The organism is Streptomyces sp. NPDC091292 (assembly GCF_044757265.1).
In the GTDB taxonomy this organism is placed as follows: Bacteria; Actinomycetota; Actinomycetes; order Streptomycetales; family Streptomycetaceae; genus Streptomyces.
Window position 1 is genome coordinate 171,894 of sequence record NZ_JBIVUQ010000016.1, and the last position, 18,485, is coordinate 190,378.

The 18,485-nt window shown below is 69.5% G+C and carries 19 protein-coding genes; 5 read left to right on the forward strand and 14 right to left on the reverse strand.

Going from position 1 to position 18,485, the window contains the following annotated elements:
- Positions 1-150 precede the first annotated feature (150 nt).
- Genes dmpG through ACIQNU_RS32950 form a run of 3 tightly spaced genes read right to left on the reverse strand, consistent with a single transcriptional unit; the run spans position 151 to position 2,896 of the window.
- Positions 151-1,161 (reverse strand): 4-hydroxy-2-oxovalerate aldolase, encoded by a 1,011-nt coding sequence (gene dmpG, locus ACIQNU_RS32940; RefSeq protein ID WP_401373386.1) that lies wholly within the window; start codon positions 1,159-1,161, stop codon positions 151-153.
- Positions 1,158-2,099: an acetaldehyde dehydrogenase (acetylating) gene (locus ACIQNU_RS32945; RefSeq protein WP_401373388.1), complete on the reverse strand. Its 942-nt coding sequence runs from the start codon at positions 2,097-2,099 to the stop codon at positions 1,158-1,160. The genes dmpG and ACIQNU_RS32945 overlap by 4 nt, the downstream gene beginning before the upstream one ends.
- On the reverse strand, positions 2,099-2,896 hold the full coding sequence (locus ACIQNU_RS32950; protein ID WP_401373390.1) for a 2-keto-4-pentenoate hydratase: 798 nt from the start codon (positions 2,894-2,896) through the stop codon (positions 2,099-2,101). Before ACIQNU_RS32950 ends, ACIQNU_RS32945 begins: the two co-directional genes overlap by 1 nt.
- Before the next feature lie 813 nt (positions 2,897-3,709).
- Between ACIQNU_RS32950 and ACIQNU_RS32955 the strand changes: the two genes are divergently transcribed.
- The gene (locus ACIQNU_RS32955; protein ID WP_401373391.1) at positions 3,710-4,006 is read left to right on the forward strand and encodes a hypothetical protein; all 297 of its coding nucleotides are present in this window, start codon (positions 3,710-3,712) and stop codon (positions 4,004-4,006) included.
- A 71-nt stretch (positions 4,007-4,077) separates the two neighbouring features.
- Here ACIQNU_RS32955 and ACIQNU_RS32960 read toward each other — a convergent pair whose 3' ends face one another.
- The 6 genes from ACIQNU_RS32960 to ACIQNU_RS32985 form a co-directional block, all read right to left on the reverse strand.
- On the reverse strand, positions 4,078-4,626 hold the full coding sequence (locus tag ACIQNU_RS32960) for a GNAT family N-acetyltransferase (RefSeq protein WP_401373393.1): 549 nt from the start codon (positions 4,624-4,626) through the stop codon (positions 4,078-4,080).
- Positions 4,627-4,681: 55 nt separating this feature from the next.
- Entirely contained in the window at positions 4,682-5,692 is a 1,011-nt protein-coding gene (gene gap, locus ACIQNU_RS32965; protein WP_401373394.1) for a type I glyceraldehyde-3-phosphate dehydrogenase, read from the reverse strand.
- Between the two features lie 123 nt (positions 5,693-5,815).
- Positions 5,816-6,772, reverse strand: coding sequence for a GlxA family transcriptional regulator (locus ACIQNU_RS32970; RefSeq protein ID WP_401373395.1), 957 nt, complete (start codon positions 6,770-6,772; stop codon positions 5,816-5,818).
- 100 nt (positions 6,773-6,872) lie between these two features.
- Entirely contained in the window at positions 6,873-7,436 is a 564-nt protein-coding gene (locus ACIQNU_RS32975) for a DUF3291 domain-containing protein (RefSeq protein WP_401373397.1), read from the reverse strand.
- A 107-nt stretch (positions 7,437-7,543) separates the two neighbouring features.
- Entirely contained in the window at positions 7,544-8,782 is a 1,239-nt protein-coding gene (locus tag ACIQNU_RS32980; protein WP_401373399.1) for a cytochrome P450, read from the reverse strand.
- A gap of 461 nt (positions 8,783-9,243) precedes the next feature.
- Positions 9,244-10,224: a helix-turn-helix domain-containing protein gene (locus ACIQNU_RS32985; protein WP_401373401.1), complete on the reverse strand. Its 981-nt coding sequence runs from the start codon at positions 10,222-10,224 to the stop codon at positions 9,244-9,246.
- Between the two features lie 152 nt (positions 10,225-10,376).
- Between ACIQNU_RS32985 and ACIQNU_RS32990 the strand changes: the two genes are divergently transcribed.
- The 3 genes from ACIQNU_RS32990 (at position 10,377) to ACIQNU_RS33000 (ending at position 13,223) form a co-directional block, all read left to right on the forward strand.
- Positions 10,377-11,465 (forward strand): saccharopine dehydrogenase family protein, encoded by a 1,089-nt coding sequence (locus ACIQNU_RS32990; RefSeq protein ID WP_401373402.1) that lies wholly within the window; start codon positions 10,377-10,379, stop codon positions 11,463-11,465.
- A gap of 102 nt (positions 11,466-11,567) precedes the next feature.
- Positions 11,568-12,530 (forward strand): threonine/serine dehydratase, encoded by a 963-nt coding sequence (locus tag ACIQNU_RS32995; RefSeq protein ID WP_401373404.1) that lies wholly within the window; start codon positions 11,568-11,570, stop codon positions 12,528-12,530.
- A gap of 72 nt (positions 12,531-12,602) precedes the next feature.
- Complete coding sequence (locus tag ACIQNU_RS33000) at positions 12,603-13,223, forward strand: hypothetical protein (RefSeq protein WP_401373406.1); 621 nt, start codon at positions 12,603-12,605, stop codon at positions 13,221-13,223.
- A gap of 37 nt (positions 13,224-13,260) precedes the next feature.
- On the opposite strand, the gene ACIQNU_RS33005 is transcribed toward ACIQNU_RS33000, so the two are convergent.
- The 4 genes from ACIQNU_RS33005 to ACIQNU_RS33020 all read right to left on the reverse strand — a co-directional run bounded on the left by ACIQNU_RS33005 (position 13,261) and on the right by ACIQNU_RS33020 (position 16,491).
- A complete protein-coding gene (locus tag ACIQNU_RS33005) occupies positions 13,261-13,680 on the reverse strand; it encodes a DUF4265 domain-containing protein (protein ID WP_401373408.1) in 420 nt (139 codons plus the stop codon).
- A gap of 118 nt (positions 13,681-13,798) precedes the next feature.
- Entirely contained in the window at positions 13,799-14,305 is a 507-nt protein-coding gene (locus ACIQNU_RS33010) for an NUDIX hydrolase (protein ID WP_401373410.1), read from the reverse strand.
- 93 nt (positions 14,306-14,398) lie between these two features.
- Positions 14,399-15,499, reverse strand: coding sequence for a barstar family protein (locus tag ACIQNU_RS33015; RefSeq protein WP_401373411.1), 1,101 nt, complete (start codon positions 15,497-15,499; stop codon positions 14,399-14,401).
- Positions 15,500-15,666: 167 nt separating this feature from the next.
- Complete coding sequence (locus ACIQNU_RS33020; protein ID WP_401373413.1) at positions 15,667-16,491, reverse strand: hypothetical protein; 825 nt, start codon at positions 16,489-16,491, stop codon at positions 15,667-15,669.
- Positions 16,492-16,852: 361 nt separating this feature from the next.
- Here ACIQNU_RS33020 and ACIQNU_RS33025 point away from each other — a divergent pair, with 361 nt between their 5' ends.
- Complete coding sequence (locus ACIQNU_RS33025) at positions 16,853-17,374, forward strand: GrpB family protein (RefSeq protein ID WP_401373415.1); 522 nt, start codon at positions 16,853-16,855, stop codon at positions 17,372-17,374.
- Here the strand turns inward: ACIQNU_RS33025 and ACIQNU_RS33030 are convergent.
- A complete protein-coding gene (locus ACIQNU_RS33030) occupies positions 17,320-18,141 on the reverse strand; it encodes a hypothetical protein (protein WP_401373417.1) in 822 nt (273 codons plus the stop codon). The two genes, ACIQNU_RS33025 and ACIQNU_RS33030, sit on opposite strands and share 55 nt — an antisense overlap.
- Positions 18,142-18,485 lie beyond the last annotated feature (344 nt).

An 18,485-nucleotide genomic window follows, 5' to 3' on the forward strand; every position in this document is an offset into this window, starting at 1 on the left:
CTGGGCGCCGCGTGCAGCCGCCGCGATGGTTGGGGATGTCGGCCCAGGTGCCCGGAGCGGTGCCCGGGGTGCGACGCCACTTCGTGCCTGCCGGAACGAGACCACAGCGACCGGTCGCCCACGTCGTGGACGTAACGGCCGCGCGAGGACTCAGGACTGCTGGCTCTGCAGGGTCAGCGCGATGTCGATGAGCATGTCTTCCTGCCCGCCCACGAGTTTGCGGCGGCCCGCCTCTACGAGGATGTCCCGGGTGTCGAGTCCGTAGCGGCGTGCTGCGTTCTCGGCATGCCTGAGGAAGCTGCCGTAGACGCCTGCGTAGCCGATCGTGAGGGTTTCCCGGTCGACGCGGACCGGGCGGTCCTGAAGGGGGCGTACGAGGTCGTCGGCCGCGTCCTCCAGCGGGAACAGGTCGCAGCCGGTCTTCCAGCCCTTGAGGTTGGCCACGGCCACGAACGGTTCGATGGGAGTGTTGCCGGCCGCCGCTCCTTGTCCGGCCAGCGAGGCGTCGACCCGGTACACGCCTTCCTCCACGGCGGCGACGGAGTTGGCGACGCCGAGGGAGAGGTTCTCGTGGGCATGGATGCCGATCTGGGTGTCCGCGCCGAGCACGTCACGGTAGGCGCGGACTCGTTCCCGTACGTCGTCCGAGGTGAGTCGGCCGGCCGAGTCGGTGACGTAGACGCAGCGCGCGCCGTAGGACTCCATCAGCCGGGCCTGGACGGCGAGTTCCGCCGGGGGCAGCATGTGGCTCATCATCAGAAAGCCCGAGACGTCCATGCCGAGTGCGCGCGCCTCGGCGATGTGCTGGGCGGCCACGTCCGCCTCCGTGCAGTGGGTGGCGATCCGCACCGAGCGCACTCCGAGTTCGTAGGCGCGGCGCAGTTCCGCCACCGTGCCCACTCCGGGCAGCAGCAGTGTGGTGATGACCGCTCGTGAGGCGTTGGCGACGGCGGCTTCGATCCACTGCCAGTCGGTGTGGCTGCCCGGACCGTAGTTGAGGCTCGCGCCGGCCAGTCCGTCGCCGTGGGCGATTTCGATCGCGGCGACACCGGCGCCGTCGAGCGCGGCGACGATCCTGCCGACCAGCTCGGGATCGATCCGGTGCCGGATGGCGTGCATACCGTCCCGGAGCGTCACGTCCTGTACGTAGATCTCGGTCATCGGGCCACCGCCTCGGAACGTTCGGCGATCCGTTCGGCGACGCGCATGGCGGCCGATGTCATGATGTCGAGATTGCCCGCGTAGGCCGGGAGGTAGTGGGCAGCGCCCTCGACCTCCAGGAACACCGACACCTTGGTGTCGACCGGCCCGGATCCCGCGGGCAGGAGGGTGCTCACCTCGTCCGGGTCGATCTCGGTGAACTGCACCTTCTGCACCAGGCGGTAGCCGGGCACATAGGTGGCCACCTCCGTCACCATCCGCTCGACGGAGTGGCGGATCTCGTCGTGGTCCGCGTTCCCCACGAGGCAGAAGACGGTGTCGCGCATGATGAGCGGTGGTTCGGCCGGGTTGAGGATGATGATCGCCTTGCCCCTGCGGGCTCCGCCCACCGTCTGTACGGCGCGCGCCGTGGTCTCGGTGAACTCGTCGATGTTCGCCCGGGTGCCGGGTCCCGCGGACCGTGAGGCGACGGAGGCGACGATCTCCGCGTACGGCACCCCGGTCACCCGGGACACGGCGGCGACGATCGGGATCGTGGCCTGTCCTCCGCAGGTCACCATGTTGATGTTCGGTGCGTCGAGGTGCTCGTCGAGGTTGACCGGCGGGATCACGAAGGGGCCGAGCGCCGCAGGGGTGAGGTCGACCAGTCGCCGCCCATGCCCTTCCAGCAGCCGGGCGTTGGCCATGTGAGCGGCGGCGCTGGTGGCGTCGAGCACGATCCGTACGTTCTCGAACTCCGGCATGCCCAGCAGGCCCTGGACTCCGTCGGAGGTGGTGGCCACGCCCATGCGGGCGGCGCGGGCGAGTCCGTCCGAGGCCGGGACGATACCCGCCATGGCGAGCACCTCCAACCGTGCCGAGGCACGTTTGATCTTGATCATCAGGTCGGTTCCGATGTTTCCGGACCCGACGATCGCCACGCCCGTGGGCTGTGTCATCACTCTCCCTTTCCTGAGAAGCGCGCGGTGAGGGTGCCGAGAGGGTCGATCCGCACCTCGAAGACGTCGCCGGGCCGCACCGGGACCATCGGCCCCAGCGCCCCCGACAGGACGAGGTCGCCCGCGCGGAGCGGCGCGCCGAACTCGATCGCGGTGGCCGCCAGCCAGCGCAGGGCGTTGAGCGGGTCGCCGAGACATGCCCGACCGGTCCCGCTGGAGACCACCTCGCCGTCGCGGCGCATCGTCATGACGGTGTCGGCGGGCTCGAACGCCTCAAGCGGCAGACCTTGTTCACCTATGACGAAGACTCCGGAGGAGGCGTTGTCGGCGACCGTGTCGGTGATGCAGATCTTCCAGTCGGTGATCCGGCTGTCCACGATCTCCACGGCCGGGTACGCCAGTTCGACCGCTTGGCGCAGACCGACGAGGTCGGCCTCGGCCGTCAGGTCGCGGCCCAGCAGGAAGGCCACCTCGGCCTCCGCCTGCGGCTGGAGCAGTCGTGCCATCGGGACCTCTTCGTGGTCCACGTAGAGCATGTCCGCGAACAGGACACCGAAGTCCGGTCGGTCGACGCCCACTTGGGACTGCACCGCTTCGGAGGTCAGGCCGATCTTCCGGCCGATGAGCCGGGCTCCGGCGGCCAGTCGGCGTTCGGTCACGGCCTGCTGGACCCGATAGGCGAGCGCGATGTCGGTGCGGCCGATGAGGTCCGTGAGCGGTTCGCACGACCGTCCGGTCACACGTGCCCGTTCCAGGCGGGCGATCGCCGCCTGCACGTCTGCTGCGGTCGACGTCATGGGCATCCTCCGGCAGAGTCGGGCCGCGTCCGCCCCGTCGCTCCGGCCCGGGAAAGGGCAGGAGCCGAACGGGCGGGCGGACGGGCCGTCGTGGGATCGCGGCCACCTTTCCCGACCGGCCACGCGTTCATCGTGCCGAGCCCGCTGCCCCTGCGGATGTCGGATTTCCACTGAGCGGGACAGCGCTGACCGGCCTCCGCCTGAGGCCGGGACGGTTCGCCGCCGACAGACCTCGTGAGACCGCGACGGCGATCCACTTGACCCGGAACTCGGGCTCATCGACGCGGATCCGGTAGCACGGACAGCACGCCGCACTGCGTTCGCCTGTGCGGTCCGAGGCGGTGTTCGGTGGCGTAGCGGCTGAGGAGGTGCCCGGCGGTGTCAGACCCACGGTGCCGGACCGGCGGTTCGCGGTAGGGACCGGCCCGCGAGATGGCCGCCGACCACGCCGACAAAGAACCCGCACCCGGCGCGCGAAGGCATCAAGGCGTACGCGGTGGAGAGAGGTTGTCTGCGGGTCCCCCACGCACCGGCCCAGCCGGACGGGCTGCCGCGCCTCCGTCGCACACGGCAGGGAAGGGGGAACAGGGACGAAGTACTCCTGTCGGCCGCCGGAGTTGAGGAGGCGAGTCGAGGTCGCGGGTGGCCTGGGCGCCGCCTTCGACCCGCACCGCGCCCGCATCCGCCCCGCCCGGCTGGTGACGGGCCTCGCCGAGACCCTGGTCCGGCTGGAGCTGTTCAGCGACCAGACCGACGCCTACCTGTACGGGCAGCGCGCCACCGACGGGCCGTATCGCCCTGGGCGGCCGGGGAGTGCCCGACCGGTTCGGTTGCCGCGTCGATCCCGGCGGCACAATCGGCACCCGGACAATCACCGCGCCAGCAGCGACCCTGTCCGCGCTGTTCCCGGCGGCTGTCGACGTCCCCGTCGCGCACACCTGGTGGAGCGTGCTCGCCGTACCCCGCGCCTGGTGCCCAACAGTCCGCCTCGGTCCGTCCACCGGCATCGGCTGGGCGGGTGGGTACGTGGGGCAGGGTGTGTCGGCCTCGCACCTCGCGGCCCGGACACTCACCGGCTTGGTGCTCGGCGAGGAGACCGAAGGGACCTGATTGCCCTGGATCGGCGACCGGCCCCAATTACGGGCACTTACCCAGCAGCCGTCGAGTCGAGGTGCACAGACTCAACCGGACGGTGCGACCGGGGACCACATACCGAACCACTGCTCGGCGCCGTACTCCTCGAACCGTTCCACCTCGGTGAACCCCAGCTTCGCCACGAGGCGCATCGCGCGGGTGTTGGCGGTCCGGGTGCAGAGCACCACCGGCTCACCGGGAAGTGCGTCGGCGAACCAGCCGAGTACCGCTGCGCACGCCTCGGCGGCGTACCCGCATCCCCACGCCTCCGGCAGGAACAGGTAACCGAGTTCGGCCTCCCCGGCATCCGGACGGACGTGACCCGGACGCTCCGCCCCACGCCGGTCGAGCGTGATCATGCCGATCATCGTTCCGTCGAGATCGATCACGAAAAGGCCGGGGCGCCGTCCGGGCACCTCGGGCACCGCGCGTTCGAGTTCATCGCGCGGTCGGGGGCCACCGATGTAGGTGCCCACCTCCGGCGATGCGAACAACGCGATGAACGCCGCGCGGTCGCGGGCCTCGGACTCCCGGAGCACGAGCCGTTCGGTCCTTGTCGGGGCAGGTGGCCAGGGCGCGGTTCCGAGTCCAGTCATGGCGGGCAACCTAGCGCACGCCCACCGGGACCTCATCGATACGGGCGGCGACCGGTCAGCGGGTGGCGAGGAGTTCGAGTGTGTCGATCACACGGTTCGAGAAACCCCACTCGTTGTCGTACCACCCGGCCACCTTGACGTGACGGCCGTCGACGCGGGTGAGGGCCGAGTCGAAGATCGCCGAGGCGGGATTGCCCGTGATGTCGGACGAGACGAGCGGGTCGTCCGAGTACTCAAGGATGCCGGCCAGCGGCCCCTCCGCCGCGGCGCGGTACGCCGCCAGGACGTCGTCGCGCGTGACGTCGCGGGCGACGCTCGTGTTGAGTTCGACGATCGAGCCCACCGGCACCGGTACGCGGATCGAGTCGCCCGACAGCTTGCCGTCGAGGTTCGGCAGCACCAGGCCGATCGCCTTGGCGGCACCGGTCGTGGTCGGCACGATGTTGACACCGGCGGCGCGGGCGCGACGGGCGTCGCGGTGCGGACCGTCCTGCAAGTTCTGCTCCTGCGTGTAGGCGTGCACCGTCGTCATGAACCCGTGCTCGATACCGGCGACTTCGTCGAGGACCGCGGCCAGCGGCGCGAGCGCGTTGGTGGTGCAGGAGGCGTTCGAGACGATCGTGTGCACGGCCGGGTCGTAGGCGTCGGTGTTGACCCCGAACGCCAGCGTGACATCGGCGCCGTCCGACGGCGCGCTGACGAGTACCTTCTTGGCGCCCGCGTCGAGGTGGGTCCGGGCGGCCTTGGCCGAGGTGAATCGGCCGGTGGCTTCCAGGACGATGTCGACGCCGAGTTCGGCCCACGGCAACCGCGCTGGTTCGCGCTCGGCCAGCACCGTGATCCGACGGCCGTCGACAACGAGGGTGTCCCCGTCGACGGTGACCGGGCGCCCGAGCCGGCCGGCCGTGCTGTCGTAGGCGAGGAGCCGGGCGAGAGTGGCCGGCTCCGTCAGGTCGTTCACGGCGACGATCTCCAGGGCGCTGTCGCGCTCCAGCAGTGCGCGCAGCACATTGCGTCCGATGCGGCCGAATCCGTTGATGGCGATGCGAGTGACGATGCGAGTCATGAGTGAGGTCCCTTCCTTCCCCACCAGGCTCGCCCGTGGCCGGCGCGGCCGACAGTGGCGGGATCGCCACGGTTCAAAAGGATCCCGCCACGCAGGATCCCGCCACGCCGTGCCGGAGGGAGGTCACTCGCCCCGGGTGAAGGTGCGCCGGTACTCGCTCGGAGTGGTGCCGAGGATGCGCTGGAAGTGCAGACGCAGGTTCGCTCCGGTACCGAGGCCGATGTCGGCGGCGATCTGCTCGATGCTGCGCTGCGAAAGCTCCAGCAGTTCACGGGCCAGGTCGATACGGGCGCGCATCACCCACTGCATCGGCGTGTAACCGGTCTCCTCGACGAAGCGCCGGGAGAACGTACGCGGCGAGACCCCCGCCTGCCGCGCCAGTATGTCGAGGGTGAGGGGCTCGCCGAGCCGGTGCAGCGCCCACTCGCGGGTGGCGGCGAACCGCTCACCGAGCGGCTCGGGGACGCTGCGCGGCACGTACTGGGCCTGGCCACCGCTGCGGTACGGGGCCGCGACCAGACGACGCGCCGCGTGGTTGGACGCGGCCACCCCGAGGTCACCGCGCAGGATGTGCAGGCACAGGTCGATACCGGAGGCGGCGCCGGCCGAGGTGAGCACGCTGCCCTCGTCGACGAACAGCACGTTCTCGTCGACCTGGACGAGCGGATGCCTGGCCACGAGTGCCCGCGTGTAGTGCCAGTGCGTCGTGGCGCGCCTCCCGTCGAGCAGGCCCGTGGCGGCGAGCGCGAAGGCCCCCGTCGAGATGGCGGCGAGCCGCGCGCCCCGGTCGTGCGCGGCGATCAGTGCCGCGACGACGGCCCGCGGCGGGTCGTCGCGGTCCGGGAACCGGTAGCCGGGGACGAAGACGATGTCGGCCCACGCGAGCGCGTCGAGGCCATGGGCGACGTGGTACGCGAGGCCGTCGCCGCCGGTCACGAGACCGGGTGTCGCCCCGCACACCCGTACCTCGTACGGCATGCTCGCGCGAGTCGTGAAGACCTGCGCGGGAATTCCGACATCGAGCGGCTTCGCACCTTCGAGCACGAGGACGGCTACGCGATGCAGACGGGGTGCGGACACGGGGAGAGGTTACGTGGGGGCGCGGACTCCGACACACCCACCGCGCGGACCGGGCAGCCGACACACCGGCCGGAGCGTCATCCACGTGGCGGCTTCCTTGTCAGCGAACCTGGTCGCCCTTCGGCCCGATGCCTTTGATCCTGGTCGGGGTTCCGTCCGGGGCGAACGAGTGGTGGAAGGTGAAGGCGTGCGGCGCGGAGCCGTGGTCGTGGAGGTGTTCCAGCCGGGAAACCCCGTCCTGCCAGGTGGGTATCTCGCCGTCGGAGACCCACCAGAACACGTAACCCGGGTGCCCGGTCCTCTCGAACCAGTCGTGACGCCTGCTCAGCGCCTCACGGTGGAGACCGGTGTAGATGGCGTCGAAGGCGGGGTGCAGGTCGGTCCAGAGTGAGAGGGTCGCGGCCAGGGCGATGGTTTCCGCGGTGCGGCCTTTCCCGTACCAGGCCGGAACGGCGAACTCTCCCCATTCACCCCAGTCCGAGTCGAAATCCGTCCGTGCGCCCAGGCTGCGATCCACCGCTTCAGCACGAGCGATGTATCCGGCGTTCCGGCCGATCTCCCGGTAGGCGGCCTCACCGCTCTCGTGGAACTCGCGCGTAAGAGGTGAGGGATCGGTGAGGGGTGACTTCAGGACGCCGAATGTGTACAGAGCAAGAGGGGGCATGCGTCTCTCCCTGGTCGGTGCGACCGTGGGCGATCGCCGAAGACCAGGTGAAGGTAGCTGCCCCTGCGGGCCCTGTCGAAGTTGCGTTTTCCCTGCCCACGTGGCCCTCAGCCGCCGCCCCCGGTGTTCACCTCCACCACGCAGTGCCGCAGTTGGTAGCTGGCGATGGGGTCGATGAAGCCGACCGTCGGCGGGCTCGCCATCCGGATACCGGGCAGGTCGAACAGTCGGCTGAGGAAGACGTCCGTCTCCAGAAGCGCGATGTGGAGCCCGGGGCACTTGTGGGGGCCGTCGCCGAAGGCCAGGCCCGGTGTCGCGGCGTCCTTCATGGTGCGCCCCGGGCGCAGACAGCGCGGCTGTGCGCCGACGGTTCGTTCGTCGACGTTGGTGTGATCGACGAGGATGTCGATCCGGTCGCCGACCGGGACGGTGAGATTCCCGCCGTCGGCGCCGGGCAGGTCGAGCGGTTCGGTGGTACGGCGGCTGAGGAGACCCACGACCGGTTCGAGCCGCAGGATCTCTCCGAGGACCGCGAGCCTGCCCGGCTCGTCCGCCGCCCGGTAGTGCGCCAGCAGATCGGCGTCGGAGAACAGGTGCCAGGCCGCGGCGCTGATGAATTCACGGGTGGTGACCATGCCCGCCGCCGCGAAGGTGAGGCACTCTCCGAGGATCTCCGTCGCCGAACAGCCGTCGTCGATGAGGTGGGAGATGAGATCGTCGCGCCGGGTGCGGCGGCGGGCCCGGACGGCGGGGCGCACATCGCCGACGTACATCCGTAACCAGTTGGTGTTCTGCCGCAGTGTCCAGTAGATGCCGTGCAGACTCGTCAGCCCCGGCGTGCCGAACCGCTCCGGGAAGAAGCGCTCCAGCCGTTCCTTGATGCCGGGCCTGCTGTCCGTCAGGCCGATGACCGCGCAGGCCACCTCGATCGCGAGATCGAAGCTGAGGTCGGACAGCCGGGCGCGGCCGTCGGCCCGGAGCCGGTCGATCTGGGCCTGTGCGACGCGGACCATGACCTCGCGGTAGTGCTCGTCGACGCGGCGCGGGGTGAAGAACCGCGCGGTCTGGCGGCGGTGTTCGCGATGCTCGGGGCCGTCCCGGTAGAGGACGGGTCGCCGGATGTTCTTCGGCAGCTTCGACACCGTCTCGATCCCGAGCCCGGCCTGCACGGTCGACGTACTGCGCAGCACGGCCCGCGCCTCGTCGTACCCGCGTACCTCCCACACCCCGTCGTCGCCCCGCGCGACGGGACACTCCGACGCGGTCCCGCCACGCTCGATCCTGCGGAATCCGAACCCCTTGCCGGACCCGGCTTCCGTACCTGACTCCTCGCCCACGAGCGGCACCTCCCTCTCCCCTGACCATGCCGAGCGTCTGCGCACCCGGACTCCGCGTCCTGGCTGACGGCCCACTCCCGCCGGTCACGGGGTGGTGCGGTGGGCCGCCGTGCCGGATTGGCTCCTTCCCGCTGCGACGGCGTGGGAAGCGTGAATCAGGGGGCGTACGGTGAACCGGCGGGCGCACCGGGCCGCCCGAGGGCTCGTCGCGACGAGGGCAAGTCGGGTGCGACGGCCGACGTGGCGTGCCGGTCCGTCCTCAGCCCCTGCGGTGGGAGCGCTGTGTGCGCTGCGTTGTCGGGTCGCGTACGACGTGTTGAGTGCGGCGGCATAGTCGGCATCACGCCAATTCACCTTGGTGCCGGTGGGCTCAAGCCGCCATGTTCCCTTGCCGTCGCGGTGGATGCGCTCGCCGTGGCGATCCAGCGCGGCGACCAATCCCGACTCAGGTGCGGCGATGCACCCTCGGTTCAGAGGTGGTGGTGGTGTTCGCCGCCGTCGTGGTGCGTGCGGGTCCTGGAGCGGAATGTGCGGCGGTAGGTGTCCGGGGGCACGCCGACCGTGCGGTTGAAGTGCCGTCGCAGTGTCGTGGCGGTGCCCATGCCGGTAGCCGTCGCGATGGTGTCGACACCGTCGTCGGTGGTTTCCAGCAACTCCTGCGCGTGCCGGATCCGCTGTGCCAGCAGCCATTGCAGCGGAGTGGTACCCGTCGCGGCCCTGAAGTGACGGCCCAGGTGGCGTGAACTCATCCGCGCCTGACGTGCGAGGTCCTCCACGGTCAGCGGCTGGTCGAGCCGCTGGAGGACCCAGGAGAGCAGTCCGGCGAGGGGGTGGCTGTCCGGGGCGGGTACCGGGGTGGTGACGAACTGGGCCTGACCGCCCTCCCGGTGCGGCGGCACGACCAGGCGGCGGGCGGCGACATTGGCGACGGACGAGCCGTGGTCAAGGCGGACCAGGTGCAGGCACAGGTCCATGGCTGCGGCCTTCCCTGCGGAGGTGAGGACGCTGCCGTTGTCCACGTAGAGGACGTCCGGGTCCACCGTCACACGGGGGTAGCGGGCGGCGAGGGCCTCCGTGTGCGCCCAGTGGGTGGTCGCGCGGAGCCCGTCCAGCAGGCCGGCGGCGGCCAGCACGAACGCGCCCGTGCACAGGGAGGCCACGCGTACGCCTGCCTCGTGGGCCGCGCGCACCGCGTCGACCAGTTCGGTGGGCGGCTCCTCGTCGATGTCGGCCCAGCCGGGGACGATCACGGTGTCGGCGCGCGGGAGTTGGTCGAGGCCGTGGTCGGGCTCCAGCCCGAACCGGCCCGCCCGCACGGCGCCCGGCCCGCAGACGACCACGTCGTACCAGGGGCCCGCCACGCCGTCCGGGGCGGAGCCGAAGACCTCGTACGCCAAGGACAGTTCGAAGTGCAGCATTCCGTCGGTGACGGCCAGCGCGACTGTGTTCACGTCCGGAATTGTACGGGTCATGGCGTTCCGGACACTCGTGCGGGGTGCCCGGCCCCCGTCAGGATGAGCGTGCCGGATCTGAGCGGAACGGGATTCGAGCGGAACGGATCCGAGCGGATCTTGAGCGGAACATTCGAGCGAAGGAAGCATCCATGACGGCGGGACCCATGGTCACGGTCACGGTGTACGGCGCGTACGGGCACACCGGGCGTTTTGTGGTGGCACAGCTTCGGGAACGCGGGTTCGTCCCGGTCCTCTCCGGTCGCGACGCCGGAAAGCTCAAGATGCTGGCGGCGGCATCGGGATCCGAGTCGGACGTGCGTCCGGCGGCGGTCGGTGACCCTGCCTCGCTCGACCGCGCGCTGGCCGGCGCGGCGGCCGTGATCAACTGCGCCGGCCCCTTCGCCGTGACGGCCGCACCCGTGATCGAGGCGGCACTGCGCGCAGAGATCCCGTATGTGGATGTGGCCGCCGAGATCGAGGCCAACTCGGACACGTTCACACACTTCACGGACCGGGCCCGCGCCGCGGGAACGCCCATCGTTCCCGCGATGGCCTTCTACGGGGGCCTCGGCGACCTGTTGACCACCGCCGCGATGGGCGACTGGACGGAGGCCGACGAAGCACACATCGCCTACGGGCTGAGCAGTTGGCACCCCACCGCCGGGACACGGGCCGCAGGCGCGGTCTCCCGGCAACGGCGAGACGGCCAAGGCATCCGCTACACCAAGGGGCGCCTCGAATATCACCAGGACGTCCCGCAGACCCTGCAATGGCCCTTCCCCGATCCGATGGGTCCCCGGGACGTCATCGCGGAGTTCACGATGGCCGACGTCGTCACCGTCCCCAGCCACCTGCCCATCCCCGAAGTACGCACCTACATGGCCGTCGAGGCGGCCAGGGACCTGTCCGCGTCCGACACCCCCGCGCCGACCCCGGCCGACGCACACGGGCGATCCGCACAGACCTTCCTCGTCGACGCCGTCGTACGCTCCCACGGCCGTGAACGCCGCGCCGTCGCGACAGGCCGCGACATCTACGCCGTCACCGCGCCCCTCGCAGTCGAAGCGACCGACCGCATCCTCACCGGACGGACCAGAACGACCGGAGTCGCCTCCGCCGGCGACATCTTCGACGCGCCCGACTTCCTCCGCGCGCTCTCCCCGCACATCACCTTCCACCTGCACCCGCAGCGGACGGACCACACACCCGCCACCCCCAGTGCCGTCCCCACACACTGAACCCGCCCGCCGACACACCACCAAAGCCCGCCAACAACCGCCCGGTCGCCGGTCGGTCCCGGGCCGGAGTCAGCGGCGCCGCTGTGCGGTACGTTGCTGGTCATGCTCACGACGCGCCTCGATCTTGCCCGGATCCGCGCGGCCCGCCGCGGTATCGACCCGGTCTTTCTGGACAGTCCGCTGTACCAGTGCGATGCGTTGGGGAGCGCGCTCGGCTGCACGGTGAGTGTCAAGCTGGAGACGGCGAACCCGGTGCGCAGCTTCAAGGCTCGCGGCACCGAACTTGTCGCCGGTCTGCTGGCCGGCCAGGGCCGCACAGCCGTGGTGTGCGCCAGCGCCGGCAACCTCGGCCAGGCGCTCGGTTGGTCCGGTCGCCGCCGTGGCCTCGACGTGACGGTCGTGGCATCACGCGCTGCCCCGGCTGCCAAGCTCGATCGGATCCAGGCGCTGGGCGCCGAGTTGGAGCTGGTCGACGGCGACTTCGAGATGGCCCGTGAACGGGCCGTCAGCATCGCGCGACAGCGCGGCGTCCGGCTGGTCGAGGACAGTCTCGACATCGAGACCTGCGAGGGCGCGGCGACGATCGGCCTGGAACTGGCGAGCGGGGCATCCTCCTTCGACGCGGTCCTGATCGCCCTGGGGGGCGGGGCGATGGCGACCGGCGTGGGGTACGTCCTCAAGACTCTGTCGCCACATGTCGAGGTGATCTGTGTCCAGCCTCTCGGCGCACCCGCGATGACCCGCTCCTGGCAGCAGCGACGGGTCGTCACCACCGACTCGACGGACACCATCGCCGACGGCGTCGCCGGCCGGTACCCCATCCCCGAGGTCCTGGACGACCTCCTCACCGTGGCCGACGACGCCGTCCTGGTCCACGAGGCGTCCATCATCATGGGCATGCGCATGCTCCTGGAGCATGCGGGCCTGGTCGTCGAACCCTCAGCGGCTCTCGGCGTCGCGGCCATCCTGGAAGACCGCGACCGCTTCGCCGGCCGCCACGTGGCGACCATCATCTGTGGCAGCAACGTCGACCTGGGCGCCTACCAGCGCTGGGTTCGCACGTGAGCTGGTTGGCCGAGCGGTTCCCGGCTTGAGGGCTCCATGTGCTCACCGGAGGGTGCGGTCTACGGTGATCCCATGGATGTCGGGTCGGTGCTGATCGCGGTGACTGGTGTGGCGGGGACACTCGGGGGTGCGTTGCTCACCCAGCGGGGTGCCGACCGGGCGAAGAGGCGCGAGTTGGAGATGGCTCAGGCGATCCAGGAGGCCCGCGAGAACCGTGAGCTGCGACGGAGCTGCTATGCGGAACTGCACCGGGATGCACGGCAGTTCGCCACGGCCCTCAGTCGCCACCTGTACGTCATACGAGACCGTGCGCCCGGGGACGAGGACATCCGGGCGCTCGAAGAAACCAAGGACACCTACCGCAACCGCTGGTCGGAGGCCCTGATGATCGCCCCCGACGCTGTGACTGCTCCGGCTCACGAGATGAACGAGACGCTGACCCGGGTTCACGGACAGGTCAAGCGCCTGGAACAGGGGAATCCGCGACCCGACGAAACCCTGCGATCAGCCGCTGAGGCGCAACAGACGCTCTGGCCCCTTGTCAACGCCATGAGAGAGGCGATGCGTCGTGATCTGGGCGTCGCCGGGGAGACCGGGCACGAAGCCTCCCGCTTGCCCCGGTCCACCCCCGCCGGCGACGCCACGGTCTTGAGCCGGGACTTCATGGAAACGAGCGAGCGTCCCCACTCCTAAGGGACGCCCCGCACTTGATCACACCTCGGCGCAGACCCTAGCCCGAGGAGGTCGTAGCCCTCCATGCCGCGGTGACGCACCCTTCCTCCCAGTGCCACCATTCCTCGGCTTCGCCGTGCACCAACAACTCGCGGATCTTGGACAGTTCCGCCGTCGGCGGGATGCCCAGTGCGACCATCTGGTACTGCTCGATGCCCTCGCCTGTCGTGCCGAGCCGGTGGAAGGTGTCCAGCACCGTCTGCCGGGCTGCCACCGAACCACCGTCCTTCAGCACGATCAACCGGATGGTGCAGTTGTCCGACGCACGAACGGTCTCACCGGCCCACCACAAGCCCTCGTCGTCGACCTCGACTCTGACGATGTCATCGTTCGCGACCCCACGGACGAACCACGGGGTGTTGGCCAAGCGGACGGTCCCATCGCCCAGGTCCACGGCCCACAAGCTTTCGACTGACACGGGGGGCCAACCATCCTCGTCCACGTCCATTCGAAAGTGGACCTTCACGTGGGCGCCCGCCATCACCGACCACCGGCACTGGCTTCGCACACAGGGTGCGGTTGGTTGAACGACACGGTTACTCCGGATCAGTGTCTTCGTTGAAGTTGCCGAGATGCACAGGCCGTCGGTCAAGGCCAACGCTTGCCAGCACATCGGGCAGGAGAACAGCCATCTTCTTCGGTCGGACGGTCTCCGCGGTCATGGCCAGTTGCGCTGTCGACCACCAGCGATGCCCGTAACGAGCCTCCTCCGTACGGACGTTCATTGCGCGAACCTCGTCGGCCGCGACGCGGACAAGACGGTACTCCTCATACTGGTCAAAGACTTGGCCGTCGACGCTGAAGATCGCTTGCCGGGTCCAGGCAACGGGACCCAGCCGCTCGACAGGAAGAGACAGTTCCGTCTCCTCCCAGATCTCCCTCACAGCAGCCTGAGGGTAGTCCTCGTCCTGCTCGACGCCACCACCGACGGTGAACCACCACCTCGCCCCGGACCGACGTGGATCACGGCCGCACAGCAGGAGCAGACGATCGTTCTCATCCACCAGGAGAACCCGCGAAGTCCACCGTTCTGTCAGCGCCATGAACGCTGATGCTATCCGCAGCATCCGGCAGCCTGACCGGTCTCGGAGTGTGAACCAGAGGGGCGGGGGCGCAAGTACCGGGCGGACAGCAGCTCATGTCAGGGTGACGTCCATGCCGCCCCTCGCCAGGGCCTCAAGGACCCCGGCGAACAGGTCGTAGGGCCGGCCCTCCGGTGTCAGGGCTTGGGACAGGTGCTCGCGTGCGATCGTGGCGTCTCGCCAGAGCAGAGTGGCGGGGGCGGTGTAACCGAAGGTGCCGCGCAGGCAGTCGTCGAGGGCGGCGAGGCAGCCGCCGAAGTAGCCCCCCGGCCCGTTGACCGCCTCGCCGAGCGCCAAGTAGAGGGCTGGTTCGTCGGTGATGTGCCGGCCGTCGAGTTCGTAGGCGTGTCCGGTCGGCCGGTCGCGGTGGGAGCGTCGGCAGCCCCGCTCTCGGACGAGGTCATGCCAGGCACCGCGGCGGCGGGTATCGAGGCCAACCCAAGCGTTCACGGCGTCGGGCGGCCCTGCGAGCCAGCGTTCCCAGATGGGCCGGGCGTATTCGGGGACGGGTGTGAAGTTGCCCGTGTGCAGCTCCAGGTCGATCAGGTCCGCCCCGAGAGAGGACGGACGCCAGTCGCTGATTGTGGGCCACAGCAGCAGATCAGTGAGCAACTCCCCCTGGCTGTCCCGTATCTCCAGGGCGGCCTCTTCCAGGTTCAGTGCCCGCCGGGTGCCCTTCATCAGGGCCGTCCTCAGATGATCACTCGGCGCGAGCCCCCGCAGAACGAGCGGCGGTGACACCTGCTCGGGCGGCAGGACGCGGGTGATTTCCCGACAGAAGCCCAGCCGGCGCTGCCCGTCGTGCAAGCGAACGCGCCCCCTGTACCCCTCGGGCGGACCCTCGTAGTCGTCCAGGCCCGTCAGCAACAGACTGTCCGTCCCGGAGAGCTGCCCCAGACTCTCCGCGTCTTCCAGCAGCCAGGCGTCAAGTGCCTCGTCGTCCGGCACCAGCCACACCCGGCTGCCCACCCAAGCAGGCACACCGCCGGTCTTCTCCGGAACCCAGCCGAACAGCTCGTACGTGCCACGCTCGGACTCTCCGAACAGTCCCTCCGCCTCGGCGCAGACGCCCCAGACATGGCCGTGCCCCGTGCCGGTCAGCGTGTACCGCACGCTCCCGCGTTCCCTCACGTCCTCATGCACAGCGGACATCATGCCCCGACGTTCACGACAGCGCCGGGATTTTCTGCGGGCAGCGGGCCGCAGACCGGGTCCCTGGTTACCGAGTACGTGGCCCGGACGAAGCCCCGAACGGCCCCATCCGGGCCACGTACCGCTGCCGGCCGCCACCGGAGATACCGACAGACGGTTCGGCGTTCCCTCTACGCCGGAGTGGGGGGCTGTCCCGGGCCGTCTCCAGGGGTGTCGGGGTCGGGTTTCCCGATCTCGGTGTCGGACAGATCCAGTCCGATGGTGAAGTCGGCGCGGTAACCCGCCCTTGTGCGGCGGGGCTTGAGCAGCAGCTCTTCACCGCCGACGGCGTAGAACCGGTCGGTGGCGTTGGTGGTGTCCGGCATCCCCTTCTCCGCGTACGGCGCGCCGGTCAGGTAAGCGGCCTTCACCTCTTCCGGGAAGTAGAGCTGAGAGGTGAACTCGTACGGGTTGCCATCGGTGCCGACCGTACGGATCTTCACGTGGATATGGACGGTCCGGCCCTCGTACCAGCCGGGCAGGATGGTGACAAACCTGGCCCAACCCGCGCGGTCGCTCGTTTGGTAACCGCGCAGGAACTTCCTCCCGGCGGTGCCTTCCGCGGCCACGTCGGAGTAGAGGCCGAGGGCGTCGCACTGCCAGATGTCGACCACCGCGTCCTTGAGCGGACGGCAGCCCCGCGAGCCGATCTGCAGGACTCCGAGGTTCAGCGCGAGCGCAGTGCCGGCGGCGACGGAGCCGTCGGAGGGATCAGGGCGGATGTCCGACCGGTTGAGCTTTTCGTCGACGAAGTACGGGCCTTCGGTCTGCTCGGGCCTGGCTATGCAGTCGATTGTGCGGGCACTTCCGCCGGGACCGGAGGACGAGGTGGGTGTGGCCTCAGCGGCTGCGCCCGCCGAGCCGCCCACCGTCAGCGCGGCCCCGGCCGCACCGAGCAGGGTCAACGCCTGCCGCCTGCCCAGCACGCGCCCTACGGGTTCATCATCGGAATGCATGAATCTCCTCGTTGAGATCAACCATTGTGGAAGCTCAGCCCGGAGCGTAGCGACGCATTCTATGAATTCCTTCTGAAGCATCCTTGAAGGACCGTTCAACCCTCTGGATCAAGCCATATTTGGCATTTTGGCGAAGGCGCGCCATTCCGTCTCCTACGGGCTCGTAATAGGTTCTTGAGGCGGACTTGCTCAAGCGCCTCCAGCAAACGAGGCTGCGGGCGAAGGATACGAATGCGTCGTGAAGGGGGGGTGGCCGAAAGGGCGTCAGCGCTCCTCAGGTCGGCCCTGAGCGGTCTTGTGCCACCGCAAGAAGAATGCATATCGGGTCACAGCGGATTTGATTCCGGCAGCGTTCGGGGTCATGCCGTTTCCCGATGAGCACAGGCCGGTTGTCGTTGTCGAGTACCGGCCGCAGTGGCCGGAGGAGTTCGTTGAGCTTGCCTCACGCCTGCGGGGCGCGCTGGGCGAACTCGCGGTCGCGATCGATCACATCGGATCCACCTCGGTTCCGGGGCTGCCCGCCAAGGACTGCATCGATGTGCAGATGCGGGTGCGATCGATCGATGAGGTACGGACGGTTCCCCTGCTTGCCGCGATCGGTTTCCGCTGTCGGCCCGAGTCCTGGAACCGCTCCGAGATCTCTGGCGGCAGACGGTGCAGCAAACTCGTCTTCGCCCCACCAGTGGGGGCTCGCTCCTGCAACGTCCATGTCCGACTTGGCTGTTTACGGGCAGATCAAGGCTCCCGCCACCGAGGTCCTGATGGCCGCGGCCGAACGGTGGGCGACCGAAACTGGCTGGACCGTCGCGTAAATGGCTTCGTTCGCGCTCAGCGGGTCCGTACCCAGTACGAATGGGCCGCGGTGGTCAGCGCGAGTCCATAGCCGGCGAAGGCCACCATGCCGATCCAGGCGACCTGGAGAGCGTCGCCCGAGGAGGGGAAGTCGCCTTGGCGCATGGTGACCGCGCCCGCCGCGGCCAGGGCCGAGTAGCCGATCCCGAACACGCCGTACGGGGCGAGGGTGGCGGCGCCGAGCAGGGCCGGGGCCAGCGGAAGCCAGCGCGGGACGCGACGGCCGCGCAGGGGCAACGTCCAGTGGGGGAAGACCTGCCCCCAGGGACGGACCAGCCCCCACAGCAGGAACACGCCGAGCACAGCGAGCAGCACGGTGGCGTCCAGCCCCCAGGACTCCAGGGTGAGCCAGAGGTCCGAGGCCCCGTTGCGCCGGGAGACCGCCCGCATCTCCGCGCCGGACATCCCGGCGAAAGTGCCGCCGGACACCCAGATCAGTTTCATCCCGGCGTAGGGCAGGAAGGCCGCCGTCCCGATCCAGGCGGCGAGTTGAACCCGCCCAGGTGCGGCCGACGGTTCCCGCACCCGGGCGCCATCGGCCTGTCGGTGCCCGGACCGGGCGGTGGCCGCGAGCAGCAGCATTCCCGCCGCGGCCAGTGCGTGGTTCGCCGCCGCCCAACTGTCCACTCCCCGACCGAACATGAGCGTGATCACGTCCATCAGCAGGCCGAAGGCGAATATCCCGGCGAACGCACATAGCAGCCAGAGCAGTCCGCGCAGTGCGGGCAGCAGTGCGGGCAGCAGTCCGTACCGCAGTGTCGCCCCGCAGGACAGCACCGTCAGAACTCCCACCGCCACGGCTGCCCATCCCAGCGAGGCGGGTCCCGGGTCTCCACCGTGGTGGAACAGGGGGATCCCGCTCACCGCACAGGTCAGGCCGAAGCCGCAATAGACCACTCCCCACCCCACCGCCAACCAACTTGCCAAGCGCGGCTGCTGACACTGCCCCCGCATGAGCGATGACGTCCTCGATCTCCGTACAACAACGGTCATGCGCCGAATGTCACATCCACGACGGCAACCCGGCATCGGCCCCATGAACCATCTGCCCTAGACGAGTCATTCCGAATGCTGACGGTGTGTCTGGGAACGCAGACAGGGCGTCCAAGATCGTTGTGTGACGAACAACCTGGACGCCCTGC